The following is a 12,856-nucleotide window of genomic DNA, read 5'->3' as shown; positions in this document are numbered from 1 at the left end:
GGATTTTGCCGTCCCCGGAAGGCGGTCGACGTGCGAAGGGTTCTGTGCGTACTGGCGTTGTCGGTGAGCGTGGTGGTCCCGGTGAGCGGGACGGCGGTGGCCGCGTCGCCGCCGCGTACCATCGTCACCGACGGCGCCAAGCTCGCGAACATCAAGCAGGCGCTCCGCGGCGGCCACGCGACCAAGGCCCAGCGGGACGCGCTGAAGGCCGTGCTGGCCAAGGCGGACACCGCGCTCACCGACGGGCCGTGGTCGGTCATGGACAAGCCGTCCGCGCCGCCGAGCGGTGACAAGCACGACTACATGAGCCAAGCGCCCTACTGGTGGGCGAGCCAGCCGAAGACGCCGGAGAACCCGCAGGGCTGCCCGTACGTCAGCAAGGACGGCCAGCGCAACCCGGAAGCCGACGCGATCACCGACCACACCTACCGGATGTGGGCGTGGGACGCGATGTACTACCTCTCGCTGGCCTGGTACTACACCGGCGACGCCAAGTACGCGAAGCGGGCGGCGCTGGACATCCGGACGTGGTTCCTCGACCCGGCCACGAAGATGAACCCGAACATGACCTACAGCCAGATCGTGCCCTGCCGGAACACCGTCAGCGGCACCGGGATCATCGACTCGACGCAGTCGTTCAGCCAGCTGATGGACGCGTTCGCGCTGCTCGACGGCGGCGCGCCGGGCTGGACCGGAAAGGACCGCTCGGGGATCAAGGCGTGGCTGACGCAGTACCTGAACTGGATGCAGACCAGCCCGCAGGCCAAGCTGGAACTGGCCGCCACCAACAACCACGGCACGTTCCTCGACATGCAGAACGCGACGATCTCGGCGTACCTGGGTCACCCCGACGCGGCACGCAAGATCGTGCTCGACGCCGAGCAGAAGCGATTCGGAGTCCAGTTCGCCGCGGACGGCAGCCAGCCCCTGGAGCTGTCGCGGACGATGTCGTGGCACTACGTCAACTTCAACCTCACGGCGTGGGGCCGGATGGCCGAGGTCGGGAAGAACCTGGGTGTCGACGTCTGGAAGTACCGGGCGGCGAACGGCGTGACCCTGCGGAAGGTGGTCGACCAGCTGATCCCGGGCGCCCTTCAGGGTGCCGCGGCCTGGCCGCACCAGCAGATCGGCGTGTTCGACCAGTCAATCGCGGCGGACATCTTCCACGCGGCGGCCGAGGAGGCCCATGACCCCGACGCGGCGGCGGCGCTCAAGCGGATGCCGTTGCCGGCCGGCGGCGACACGTGGCCGGTGCGGGTGTCCTGCTTCCCGCTGGACCCGCCGCTGCGCTGAGCGTCAGTTGCCGGCCCGTGCGGTGACGCCGGGTGCGGGCGCCTGGGCGTTGCCCGCGACGCCGTAGCGGCCGGCACCGCCGTCGAGCTGTTCCTTCAACGCCAGGATGGTGCTCACCCGCCCGGCCGACGTGTCCGCGTTGTCCACTGTGGACAGGATCGACGTGGCCGAGGTGTCCGCCCGGACCACGCCCAGCGCGCCGGTGCCGTCGGCCGAACCGGCGTCACCGGCGAGCACCGCGCCGGCACCGCTGCGGTCGAGCTGGGTCGCGAACCGGGCGATCGTCGCCGCGCGGTCGCCCGCGCCGTCGCCGGTCGCCTGGGCGCCGGTGAGCACGATCGCCAGCTGGGCGGGCTTGACGTCCGGCCCGGCCTTGACGAACCCGCCGTCGGTGAGCCCGCTCAGCGCCGCCGCCAGTTCCTCGGGCGAGGACTGCGGTTTCGCCGTCGTCTTGTCCAGCAGCAGCACCGAGCCGAGCAGCGCGCCGGCCAGGGTGCCCGAGTCGCCGGCCGTCGGGAACTTCGAGCCGGCCGGCTGCAGCCGCGTGACGACGTCGCGGAGCTGGTCGGCCTTCTCCGGGTCGGCGAACGCCGACGTCAGCTGGATCTCGCCGGTCACCGCGGCGCCGGCCTGGCCGACCAGCTGCTTGAGCGCGTCCCGGTCGGTCGGGCGCGCGTCTTCGGTGGTCACCAGCACCACCGACCGCTTGTCCAGCGTGCCGGCGACGACCTTCGGGCCCATCGAGCCGGCGAAGGCGTCGGCGTCGGTCAGCCGGGCGTTGAGCGCGTTGCGCTGGGCCTCCAGGTCGGCGACCTGGCTGCCGAGGTCCTTCTTCTCCCCCGCGAGCCCCGACAGCAGCGTGCCGTTGAGCGCGGTCGAGCCGAGCACGACGCCGACGGCCAGCGCGAGGAAGCAGGCGGCGATGGAAACGACGTGGTAGCGCAGCGAAATCACGTGAACAATCCCTTGACCCAGGCGTAGAACGAATTCCAGGTGCCCTTGAGCCAGTCGAGGTAGACCGAGCCCACATCGGACACCAGCAGGGCCGCGGCGACCACCACGACCGCGGCGAGCACGAGCAGGACGACCGCCCCGATCGACACCCGGTTGCGGTGCAGCGTGGCCACCGCCTTGCCGTCGACGAGCTTCGTGCCCAGCTTCAGCCGCGTCAGGAACGTCGACGGGTTCGAGCCGGACCGGCCGTGGTCGAGGAATTCGCGCAGGGTGGCCTGGAAGCCGACGGTGACGACCAGGCTGGCGCCGTGCGCGTCGGCCAGCAGCAGTGCGAGGTCTTCGGCGTTGCCGGACGCGGGGAACGTCACCGCGCCGATGCCGAGGTCCTGGATGCGTTCGACCCCGGGCGCGTGGCCGTCCGGCGCGGCGGGCACGACGACCTCGCCGCCGCCGCGCAGGGTCGCGGTGCCGATGCCGGTGGGGTCGCCGACGACGACGTCCGGCCGGTAGCCCTGCACGCGCAGGGTGTCCGCGCCGGCGTCGACGCCGATCAGCACCGGGCGGTGCTCGGCGATGTACTTCTTGAGCTTCTTGAGGTCCTCGGCGTGCCCGTTGCCGCCCGCGACGACCAGCACGTGCCGGTCCCGCAGCGGCACCTTCAGCTCGGGGACGCCGACGCCGTCGAGGATCAGGGTGCGCTCGCGGCGCAGGAACTCGATGGTGTTCGCCGAGAACGCCTCCAGCTGCGTCGACATCCCGGCCTTGGCCTCGATCATCTGGTCGGCGACGCTCTCGGCGGTCTGCTCGATGCCGGAGGCGATCTGCCGCTCTCCGATGTAGACGATGCCGTCGAGCAGGCGCAGCTTCGTGCCGTCCTTGATCGAGCGCAGCAGCTCGCCGCCGACCGAGTCGACGAGCGGGATGCCGGCCGCGACGAGGATCTCGGGGCCCATGTTCGGGAACCGGCCGGAGATCGACGGCGACGCGTTGACCACACCGGCGACCTCGGCGTCGACCAGGGCGTCGGCCGTCGCGCGATCGAGGTCCAGCTGGTCGAGCACGACGATGTCGCCGGGACTGATCCGGCGCAGCAGCTCCCGGGTGCGGCGGTCGACCCGGGCGACCCCGGTGATCCCCGGCAGGGGTTCTTGATTCCGCGTGAGCAGACCCGTGAGCTTCATGTGGCCGATGGTGACAAATTTGCTCGTGGGACGAGGTACGCCACGCCGTAGCTGCTGTGACTCGTTGTGGTGAGCCCGGTCGCCCTCCCCCGCGCGGGTCAGGCCTCGGACTCCTCCGACAGCGAGCCGAAATCGAGGTTCAGCCAGGGGCTCGCCGGGTCCTGAAGGAGCTGGTGGTGGACGCGCACCGCCGCCGGGTACCACTCGCCGAAGTCGTCTTCGCCGGCGTGCAGCACCCGGCCCATGACGTACCCCGCCGACAGGTCGGCCCATGACTGGTGGTAACGACGGGCGAGCGAGCCGGCTTCGAGCACCATCAGCTCGGCGCTCAGCGCGTCGCAGTACCCCGCCGCCAGCCCGGCGCGGGCGATGGTGACCGCGCGGCCGACGTCCCAGGACAGCGCCGTCGTCACGCAGCCGTCCGCGTCGACCAGGCCGTCGGCGCGCAGCCGCCGCTCGTACCGGGACACCCGGCGCACGGTCTCCCGCAGCTCGTCGGCCTGGTCCGCGGCGTCGTTCTCGGTGCACCACCGGTCCACCAGCTGCGCCCAGGTCAGCGGGTCGAACTCGGCGCCGGGCAGCCCGTACTCGGCGGCGAACCGCAGGCGCAGCATGAGCACCAGGTTGCCGGGGGTCAGCGCGTAGCCGTCGCCGATCAGGTCGGTCATGGTGGCGCGCCAGCCGGGCGGGTCGGCCACGCCCCACCAGTCCCGCAGGCTGCGCACTTCGGCGACGTAGTCGTGGTAGCGGCCGTCGAGGAGGTTCCAGGGCGCCGCGTTGAGCACGGCCAGGTGCGCACCGCAGGCGAGCGCGTGCGCGATGGGCCCTTCGAGGTGCCCGTACGGCGCGGTGATCAGCCGCTCGACCTGCTCTTCCAGCGGCGTGACGTCGTCGGGGTGCGCGTCGAGCCACGGCTGCAGCGTCGCCCCGGCCAGCCGCCACTCGCCGCGGGTGCCGCGGTTGAACACGACGCGCTCGTGCCGGCCGACGCCGTCGACCGCCCAGTCGAGCGCGCCGCTCATGGCCACGACGTCCGGGCCGAAGTCCGGCAGCGCGCCACGGGTGAAGACCTGCAGGAACTCGTCGCCGCCGGTCTCGAAGTAGACGTTCGGGAAGGTCTCCGCCCGCTCGTCGAGGATGCTCCGGGCGTCCACGCGCCGGATCGGCACGAACAGCTCCTCGCCGGCGAGCAGGCCGAGGTAGCGGTCGAGGTCGCCGTCCCGCCGCGCGGCGGCGAGCTGGGCTTCGACATCGGCGGGCGGCGGCAGGATCACGGTGCGGCTCCCTCCGCTCGGCCGGTCAGCACGACGAGCTTGCCCGCCGTCCGGTTGTGCTCCAGGTCGTCGTGCGCCTGCCGGATCTCCGCCATCGGGTACACCTTGACCGGGCCGAGGCTCGCTTCGCCGCGGGCGATCCGGTCGAGGTGACGCTGGAGCACGGAGGCCGGCAGGTCGTCCGCCTCACCACCATAAGCGGTCAACCGGACCCCAGCGGGAAGGTAGCCGATCGGATAGAAGTTCGAGATCGTCCATTCGTTGGACAACATGCCGGCGAAGCAGACCGTCCCGTGCACGCGGGTGGCGTTCAGGGTGTCCGGCAGGGTCGGCGTCCCGACCAGTTCGAGGGCGGCGTCGACGCCTTCGGGGACGATCTCGCGGACCTGCGCCGCGACGTCGCCGTCGTCGAGGAGCGGGTGGTCGACGCCGTGTTCGCGCAGGGTTTCGAGCCGTCCGGGCTGCCGGGTGGTCGCGAAGACGGTGGCGCCGAGGTCTTTCGCCAGGGTCGCGGTGGCGAACCCGAGCGCGGACGTGCCGCCGCGGATCAGCAGCGTCTGGCCCTTCCGGAGGTCGAGGCCGGTGGTGAGCGAGCCGTACGCGGTCTGCAGCGTCTCCGGCACCTGGCCGATGACCTCCCACGGCAGGTCGCTGTGGAACGGGATGACCTGGTTCTCGGGCACGAGCGTGTATTCGGCGTAGCCGCCGTCGAAGGTGCGGCCCATGCCGCCCATCATGGTGGCGACCTGCTGCCCGGACGGGAAGCCGCCACCGGCGTCGACGACCCCGACGGCCTCGATGCCGGGCACACGCGGGAAAGTGACGCCTTCGGCCAGCCCGAGCCGGGTGTGCAGCTCCGAGCGGTTGAGGCCGAACGCCTTGACGGCGATCCGGACCCAGCCGGGTTTCACCTCCGGCAGCGGCAGCTCGGTGAGCTCGAGGTTTTCGACCGGACCGGGTTCTCGGAGTACCACCGCACGCATCGGGATCCTTTCGCCACCTGCAGTCGTCACGACAACTGCGGGGAGGCGGCGAGTATTTCCCCGGCGGCTACTTCTTCTTCGCCGCGCGCTTCTTCTTCGGCTCGAACTCCGTCTTGTCCTTCTCGGCCGTGGCCAGCAGTTCCTCGGCGTGCGCCCGGCCGGTCTCGTTGTCCATGCCCGCGAGCATCCGGGCCAGCTCGCTGACCCGCTCGGTCTGGCTCAGGTTCTTCACGCCGCTGCGCGTGACCCCGCCGGTGTGGCCCTTGTCCACCACCAGGTGCTGGTCCGCGAACGCCGCCACCTGCGGCAGGTGCGTCACCACCAGGACCTGGTGCGTGCGCGCCAGCCGGGCCAGCCGCCGGCCGATTTCGACCGCCGCGCGGCCGCCCACCCCGGCGTCTACCTCGTCGAACACCAGCGTCTGGACGGTGTCCGCGTGCGCCAGGACCACCTCGATGGCCAGCATCACACGCGACAGCTCACCGCCCGAAGCGGCCTTGTGGACCGGCAGCGGCGGGGCACCGTCGTGCGCGCGCAGCAGCAGCTCGACGTCGTCGACGCCGTCCGCGCCCGCGTGCACCGCGCGGCCGTCGATGGTCAGCGCGTGCGTGTCGCCGTGTTCGGCCGGACGCTGCTCGACCGTCACCTCGATCGCCGCCTGGCCCATCGCCAGCCCGGACAGCTCCCGGGTGATCTCCGCGGCCAGCTCGGCCGCCGCCTTCTCCCGCGCCGCCGACACCTCGGCCGCGTGCGCGGAGAGCTGGATCGCCAGCTGGTCGCGCCGCAGGGCCAGCTCCGCGAGCGCCTCCTCCGAGGTGTCCATCGACTCCAGGCGGCGCCGGGCGTCGTCGGCCCAGGCCAGCACGCCGTCGACGTCCGCCGCGTACTTGCGCGTCAGCCGCTTGAGGTCGGCCTGGCGGGCCAGCACCTTCTCCAGCAGCGCCGGGTCGGCGTCCAGCGTCTCGACGTAGGTGCCCAGCTCGGCCCCGACGTCGGAGAGCAGCACCGACGCCTCCTCCAGCCGCGGGGCCAGCTCGCGCAGCACGGCGTCTTCCGCCGTCGAAAGCCGCCGCAGCGCCTCCCCGACCAGCCCCAGTGCCCCCGGCGCGTCCGGGTCGCCGTCCGGGGAGCCGGACACCGCGACGTGCGCCTCGGTCGCGGCGGCACGCAGCTCGTCGACCGCGGCGAGCCGCTTGATCTGCGCGGTGAGCTCGTCGTCCTCGCCCGGCTCCGGCGCGACGGCGTCGATCTCGGTCAGGCCGTGCTTGAGCAGATCGGCCTGCTGGGCCATCTCCCGCGAGCGCGTCGACCGCTCGGTCAGCTCGGCGATCACCGCCAGCCACTCCGCCCGGACCTCCCGGTAGGCCTGCAGCGGCTTCGCGACGGCGTCCCCGGCGAACCGGTCGATCACCGCGCGCTGCTCGGCCGGCCGCAGCAGCCGCAGCTGGTCGTTCTGCCCGTGCACCGCGATCAGCTGCTCCGACAGCTCCGCGAGCACGCCGACCGGCACGGACCGGCCGCCGAGGTGGGCGCGGGACCGCCCGTCGACGGCGACCGCGCGCAGCGCGATCACGCTGCCGTCCTCGTCCACGTCCGCACCCGAGTCGGTGACGATCCGCTCGGCGCCTTCGACGCCGGCGTAGGTGAACCGCCCTTCGACGAACGCCTTGAGCATCCCCGTCCGGACCTTGGACACCTCGGCCCGGCCACCGGACAGCAGGTGCAGCCCGGTGACGACCATGGTCTTGCCCGCACCCGTCTCACCGGTCACGACGGTGAAGCCCGCGTGCAGTTCCAGCAGGGCGTCCTCGATGACTCCGAGGCCCTGGATGCGCATCTCGGCCAGCACGCCGCCTACGGTAGCGGCCACCACCGACACTCTGCGCGCCCGGGACCCCGGCGCGTCGCCGATATGTTCGAACGAATCGCTGAACGGTGCATTACTCGCAGGGGCGCGCGTGCCGTTCGCGCCAGCTCTTCACCGGCAGCGAGAACTTCTGGACCAGGCGATCGGTGAACGGCCCGTCCCACAGCCGGACCAGCCGCACCGGCGTCTTGCCGCAGGTGACGCGCACCCGCGCACCCGGCGGCAGGTCGATCGGGCGGGTCCCGTCGCAGGTCAGCACCGCGGAGGAGCCGTCCGGGTCGATCCCTACGGTGATCACCGAGTCCCGGGAGACGACCAGCGGCCGCGCGAACATCGCGTGCGCGTTGCTCGGCACCACCAGCAGCGCCTGGACGTCCGGCCAGATGATCGGGCCGCCGGCCGAAAACGCGTACGCGGTCGAGCCGGTCGGTGTGGCGCACAGCACACCGTCGCAGCCGAAGGCGGACACCGGACGGCCGTCGACCTCGATCAGCGCGTCCAGCACCCGCTCCCGGGTGCTCTTCTCGACACTGGCCTCGTTGAGCGCCCAGGTGCGGGCGACTTCCGCACCGTCGTGGGTGACGGTGACGTCGATGGTCATCCGCTCTTCGACCTGGTAGTCGCCGTCGACGACCCGCTGGACGGTGTCGGCGAGGGCGTCGGAGTCGGCTTCGGCGAGGAAGCCGACGCGCCCGAGGTTCACGCCGAGCACCGGCACGCCGGCCGGTCGGGCCAGCTCGGCCGCGCGCAGCAGCGTGCCGTCGCCGCCGAGGACGAACACCAGCTCGACGCCGTCGGCGGGGTTGTCGTCCGGGTCGACGACCGTGCAGGTCGCGCCGACGCCGTGCTGTTCGGGGTTGATCAGCGCGCAGACGTCGTGCTCGGTCACCCGGATCCGGATGCCGGCCTTGGCGAAGCGCGCCGAAACCTCGCGCGCGGCCTCGCCCGTCGCGTCGCGATCGGGGTGCACCATGAGGAGCACTTCACGTTCGGTGGTCATGCGGGCCCTTCCTCGACGGCGGTCCGGACGAGCCGCTCGGCCTCAGACCTGTTTACCGCGTCCACAGTGGACTCGGCCACGTGTTCTTTCTTCAGCCACACGAAATATTCGACGTTCCCGGACGGTCCGGGCAGCGGGCTGGCGGTCACCCCGCGCAGCGCGAGCCCGAGTTTCGCGGCCTCGTCGATGACGGTGAGCACGGACCCGGCGCGCAGCTCGGGGTCGCGGACGACACCGCCGCTGCCGAGACGGTCCTTGCCCACCTCGAACTGCGGTTTCACCATCGGCACCAGGTCGGCGCCTTCGCGCGCGCAGGCCGTGAGGGCGGGCAGCACGAGCTTGAGGGAGATGAAGCTCAGGTCCCCGACGATCAGGTCGACCTGCCCGCCGAGGTCGTCGGGCGTGAGGTTGCGGACGTTCGTGCGATCCATGACCACTACACGTTCGTCGGTGCGGATCCGCCAGTCGAGCAGGCCACGACCCACGTCGGCGGCGATCACGGTGGCGGCGCCGTGGCGCAGGAGGACGTCGGTGAAGCCGCCGGTGGACGCGCCGGCGTCGAGGCAGCGCTTGCCTTCGACGCTCAGTTCCGTGAACGCTTCGAGGGCGCCGAGCAGCTTGTGGGCACCGCGCGAGGCCCATCCGGGGTCGTCCTCGTCCTTGACGACGATGGGGGCGTCGGACTCCACCCCGGTAGCCGGTTTGGTGGCGACCATCCCGCGGACGGTGACCTTGCCGCCGGTGATCAGGGCCGAGGCTTGGTCGCGCGACCGTGCGAGGCCGCGCCGAACCAGTTCCGCGTCGAGGCGGGCCCGCTTGGGCACGCCGATCAGACCTTGTCGATGCTGGACAGGGCGACCGTCAGCTCGGTGTGCACGGCGTCGAAGCGCTCGACGTGCTCCGCGAGCGGCAGCGCGTCCAGGTCGTCCAGCCCGGCGACGGCTTCGTCGATGCCGGCCCGCGGGTCGGTCGCTTGCGAGAACGAACCGGGCGGCGGGCCCGGGACGGGGAAGGGGTGGTCCTGCACAGTGCAAACGGTATCAGTCAGGACAGGTTCGCCTTGGCGCGCTCGCCGAGTTCGGTGACACCGGTCTCCCACGCCACATGGCAGAGCGCGCGGAGCAGGTCCAGCTCGTCGCCGTCACCTTCCGCCGTCAGAGTCTGGTTCTCGACGGTCACGGTCCAGCCCGGCCGCGGTCCGATCTTCAGGTCTTCGGCCCGCTCGGTGAGTGCGGTGAGGTCCTTCGCGAGGTAGGTGCCGCGCTCGGCCGGGATGGCCTCGATCAGCTGCTTCGGCGTCGCGACCCCGGAGAGGACAACGAGGGAGTCGATGCCCGCGGCGACCGCACCGGCGATGTCGGTGTCGAGCCGGTCGCCGACGACCAGGGGGTTCCGCGCACCCGCCGACCGAGCGGCGGTCTCGAACAGCAGCGGCTGCGGTTTCCCGGCGACCAGCGGTTCGACGTCGGTGGCGGTGCGCAGCGCGGCGACCATCGAGCCGTTGCCGGGCAGCAGGCCGCGCTCGCTGGGCAGGGTGGCGTCGACGTTGCAGGCCACCCAGAGCGCGCCGGCGCGGATGGCCAGGCAGGCCTCGGCCAGCGCGGCCCAGGTGTTGTCGGGCGAGTGCCCCTGGACGACGGCCTGGACGGTGGGCGTGTTCTTCCGCACCGGCTGGAGCCCCGCCTGCGCCACTTCGGCGGCCAGCGAGCCGGTGCCGACGACGAGGACCTCGGCGCCGGCGTCCAGGCGTTCCTTCAGCAGCTGCACGCCGGCTTGGGCGCTGGTGTGCACCTCATCGGTGCCGGCGGGCATGCCGAGGCCGGTGAGGTGCGCGACGACCTCGTCGGGGGCCTTGGAGGCGTTGTTCGTGACGAACCGGATGGGGGTGCCGTGCTCCCGCGCGGCCCGCACCGTCTCCGGGGCACCCGGGATGACCCGGGTGCCGTGGTAGACGGTGCCGTCGAGGTCGAAGAGGACCGCGTCGTAGGCCGCGAGGAGGGCGTCACTCATCGGTGTCTTTTTCCTCGTTCTCCGCGTTCGACAGATCGGCGGCCCGCTCGGCGGCGTCGGTCTCGTCTTCGGCATCGGCCTCGGAGGCGTTGAGGAACCACTGGATCGCCTCGTCCTTGCGCCCGGCGGCCGCGAGGTTGTCGGCGTAGGCGTAGAAGAGGCGAGCGCTCCACGGGTCGCGCTTCTCGGCCTTGAGGTCATCGCCCTGCAGCGAGACGACGGCGGCATCGAGCTGCCCGAGGTCCCGCCGCGCCCCGGCCGCGACGATCGCCAGCTCGACCTGGGTGGCCTTCGTGAGTTTCGCGGTGTCGACCTCCTTCGCGAGGTCGAGGGCCCGCTCGGGACGCCCGAGAGCCCGCTCGGCGTCGGCGATGATGGCGATGTGGTCGTCGCTGCGCGTCATCCGCCGGACGGCCCGCAGCTCGGAGAGGGCCTCGGACCAGTTGCCGGCGTGGTAGGCGACCAGGCCGAGGGCTTCGCGCACGATCGGGACGCGCGAGGCCTTGGCCTTGGCGTACTTGGCGTGCTCGAGGGCGGCCTCGGGATCGCTGTCGATCAGCCCCCCGGCGGCGACGAGGTGCTTCCCGACGGTCTCGGCCAGCCCCTTCGGCAGCGTCCGCAGCTCACGGCGGGCTTCTTCGTCGAGATCGGAGAACTCGATGTCCTCGGGAAGCTCGGGCGCCTCGAGGAGTTCCTTGGCGAGGGCTTCGTCATCGAGCGGCGCGCCGACCTTGGGCCGCGGGTTCCCCCGGGGACGGTCTTTGCGCTCGCCACGGTTCTCACGGCTGTCGTCCCGCCGCTGGTAACCGCCCCGCTCGCCGTCACGACGGTCCCGGTCGTCGGACCGGCCGCGGTCATCCGAGCGGAACCCACCTGTGCGGGCACCGCGCTCGTCATCGCGGCGCTGGTAGCCGCCGCGCTCGCCGTCACGACGGTCCCGGTTGTCGGACCTGAAGCCACCGCGGTCATCCCGCCGCTGGTAACCACCGCGGGACTCGTCCCGCCGGCCGCCGCCACGGCCCCGGTCCTCGGAACGAGCGCCCCGGTCGTCGTCGCGCCGCTGGTAGCCGCCACGCGAATCCTCGCGCCGGCCCCGATCGTCGGAGCGGAAGCCGCCGCGGTCATCCCGCCGCTGGTAACCACCGCGGGACTCGTCCCGGCGGTCGCCGCCACGGCCCCGGTCCTCGGAACGAGCGCCGCGGTCGTCGTCGCGCCGCTGGTAGCCGCCACGCGAGTCATCCCGCCGGCCCCGATCGTCGGAGCGGAAGCCGCCACGGTCATCCCGCCGCTGGTAACCACCACGCGAATCGTCCCGCCTGCCACGGTCGTCCGAGCGGAAGCCACCCGTGCCGCGCGAATCATCGCGGCGGTCACGGTCATCGGAGCGGAATCCACCGGTCCGAGCACCACGCGAATCATCGCGACGGTCCCGATCGTCGGAGCGGAAACCACCCGTTGGGGTGCCGCGGGAATCGCCGCCGCGGGGGCGGTCGTCCGAACGGAAGCCGCCCGGGCGGCCACCTCGGTCGTCGTCGCGGCGGTTTTCCCAGCGAGGCTTGCGGTCGCCGTACGAGGACTTGCCCTGGGGGCGGCCTCCGCGGTCGTCGAAGCTGCGGCCCGGGCTGTCACTGCGGGTGCCGGAACGGCTGTTGCCCCGGTCCTCGTAGCGGCTGCCCGACCGGCCGGCGCCCCGGTCTTCGTAACGGCCGCCGCCGGAGCGGCTCGGGCCGTCGGAGAAGCGGCCGCCGCCCGACTCGCGGCTGCCGTAGCTGCCGCGGCGGTCGTCGCGGTCGCCGAAGTTGCGGCCGCCGGTGCGGCTCTGACCTGCGTACCCTCCGCGCTGATCGCGGTCGCGGGGACCGTCGCCGCCGCGGAAGGGCTTGCCGCCGCCGCGGACCCCGCGGTCGTCGCGGCGCGGCCGGCCCTGGTAGCCGCCGTCGCGGCCGCCGCGGTCCTGCCGCGCACCGCCCTGGTTCCTCCGGGGTCCGTCCGACCGGCCCCGGGAGCCTTCGTCCCGGCGTGCCGACCGGCCGGACCCATCATCCGCTGAGTCTCGTCGACCGAACTCGGACACCTGGCCTCCTGCCGTGAAAAAATCTTGTCCTGGACATACGCGTACGGCCCGCTAGGGCAGCCAACTGGCTAGCCTAACGGGCCGTACGGAAGGTAAGTTCGGCGGTGTCCTACTCTCCCACAACCCTTCGGTTGCAGTACCATCGGCGCTGTCAGGCTTAGCTTCCGGGTTCGGAATGGGACCGGGCGTTTCCCTGACGCTATAACCACCGAAACACTAC

The 12,856-nt window shown here is 72.2% G+C and carries 12 protein-coding genes and 1 rRNA gene; 2 read left to right on the top strand and 11 right to left on the bottom strand.

Annotation, left to right across the window (positions count from 1 at the left end):
• Positions 1 to 30 precede the first annotated feature (30 nt).
• A complete protein-coding gene (locus tag H5965_RS19125; protein ID WP_310971389.1) occupies positions 31 to 1,293 on the top strand; it encodes an alginate lyase family protein in 1,263 nt (420 codons plus the stop codon).
• Positions 1,294 to 1,296: 3 nt separating this feature from the next.
• On the opposite strand, the gene H5965_RS19120 is transcribed toward H5965_RS19125, so the two are convergent.
• The 10 genes from H5965_RS19120 to H5965_RS19075 form a co-directional block, all read right to left on the bottom strand.
• Positions 1,297 to 2,247: a copper transporter gene (locus H5965_RS19120; protein ID WP_310971388.1), complete on the bottom strand. Its 951-nt coding sequence runs from the start codon at positions 2,245 to 2,247 to the stop codon at positions 1,297 to 1,299.
• Positions 2,244 to 3,428: a putative cytokinetic ring protein SteA gene (gene steA / locus H5965_RS19115; protein WP_310971387.1), complete on the bottom strand. Its 1,185-nt coding sequence runs from the start codon at positions 3,426 to 3,428 to the stop codon at positions 2,244 to 2,246. Before steA ends, H5965_RS19120 begins: the two co-directional genes overlap by 4 nt.
• Positions 3,429 to 3,526: 98 nt before the next feature.
• Complete coding sequence (locus tag H5965_RS19110) at positions 3,527 to 4,702, bottom strand: DUF1266 domain-containing protein (protein WP_310971386.1); 1,176 nt, start codon at positions 4,700 to 4,702, stop codon at positions 3,527 to 3,529.
• Positions 4,699 to 5,685 (bottom strand): zinc-binding alcohol dehydrogenase family protein, encoded by a 987-nt coding sequence (locus H5965_RS19105; RefSeq protein ID WP_310971385.1) that lies wholly within the window; start codon positions 5,683 to 5,685, stop codon positions 4,699 to 4,701. Before H5965_RS19105 ends, H5965_RS19110 begins: the two co-directional genes overlap by 4 nt.
• A gap of 67 nt (positions 5,686 to 5,752) precedes the next feature.
• Positions 5,753 to 7,534, bottom strand: coding sequence for a DNA repair protein RecN (recN, locus tag H5965_RS19100; RefSeq protein WP_310972002.1), 1,782 nt, complete (start codon positions 7,532 to 7,534; stop codon positions 5,753 to 5,755).
• Positions 7,535 to 7,625: 91 nt separating this feature from the next.
• On the bottom strand, positions 7,626 to 8,552 hold the full coding sequence (locus tag H5965_RS19095; RefSeq protein WP_310971384.1) for an NAD kinase: 927 nt from the start codon (positions 8,550 to 8,552) through the stop codon (positions 7,626 to 7,628).
• The gene (locus H5965_RS19090; RefSeq protein WP_310971383.1) at positions 8,549 to 9,376 is read right to left on the bottom strand and encodes a TlyA family RNA methyltransferase; all 828 of its coding nucleotides are present in this window, start codon (positions 9,374 to 9,376) and stop codon (positions 8,549 to 8,551) included. Before H5965_RS19090 ends, H5965_RS19095 begins: the two co-directional genes overlap by 4 nt.
• A 5-nt stretch (positions 9,377 to 9,381) precedes the next feature.
• Positions 9,382 to 9,579, bottom strand: a complete 198-nt coding sequence (locus H5965_RS19085; protein ID WP_103347425.1) for a hypothetical protein — start codon at positions 9,577 to 9,579, stop codon at positions 9,382 to 9,384.
• 17 nt (positions 9,580 to 9,596) lie between these two features.
• A complete protein-coding gene (locus tag H5965_RS19080) occupies positions 9,597 to 10,562 on the bottom strand; it encodes an HAD-IIA family hydrolase (RefSeq protein WP_310971382.1) in 966 nt (321 codons plus the stop codon).
• Positions 10,555 to 11,046 carry a tetratricopeptide repeat protein gene (locus H5965_RS19075; protein WP_310971381.1) on the bottom strand — a complete coding sequence of 164 codons (492 nt, stop codon included), beginning with the start codon at positions 11,044 to 11,046 and terminating at the stop codon, positions 10,555 to 10,557. The genes H5965_RS19080 and H5965_RS19075 overlap by 8 nt, the downstream gene beginning before the upstream one ends.
• Before the next feature lie 39 nt (positions 11,047 to 11,085).
• Here H5965_RS19075 and H5965_RS19070 point away from each other — a divergent pair, with 39 nt between their 5' ends.
• Complete coding sequence (locus tag H5965_RS19070; protein WP_310971380.1) at positions 11,086 to 12,612, top strand: hypothetical protein; 1,527 nt, start codon at positions 11,086 to 11,088, stop codon at positions 12,610 to 12,612.
• 120 nt (positions 12,613 to 12,732) lie between these two features.
• Here H5965_RS19070 and rrf read toward each other — a convergent pair.
• Positions 12,733 to 12,849: ribosomal RNA gene (rrf, locus tag H5965_RS19065) — 5S ribosomal RNA — on the bottom strand.
• Positions 12,850 to 12,856: the final 7 nt, after the last annotated feature.

The organism is Amycolatopsis sp. 505 (assembly GCF_031625235.1).
GTDB lineage: Bacteria > Actinomycetota > Actinomycetes > Mycobacteriales > Pseudonocardiaceae > Amycolatopsis.
Note: the sequence above shows the minus strand (reverse complement) of the source record. Positions and strands in the feature narration are given on the sequence as shown.

Coding starts and splice junctions, on each gene's coding strand:
- H5965_RS19105 (WP_310971385.1), bottom strand. CDS start 5,685: ATGCGTGCGGTGGTACTCCGAGAACCCGGTCCGGTCGAAAACCTCGAG.
- steA (WP_310971387.1), bottom strand. CDS start 3,428: ATGAAGCTCACGGGTCTGCTCACGCGGAATCAAGAACCCCTGCCGGGG.
- H5965_RS19080 (WP_310971382.1), bottom strand. CDS start 10,562: ATGAGTGACGCCCTCCTCGCGGCCTACGACGCGGTCCTCTTCGACCTC.
- H5965_RS19095 (WP_310971384.1), bottom strand. CDS start 8,552: ATGACCACCGAACGTGAAGTGCTCCTCATGGTGCACCCCGATCGCGAC.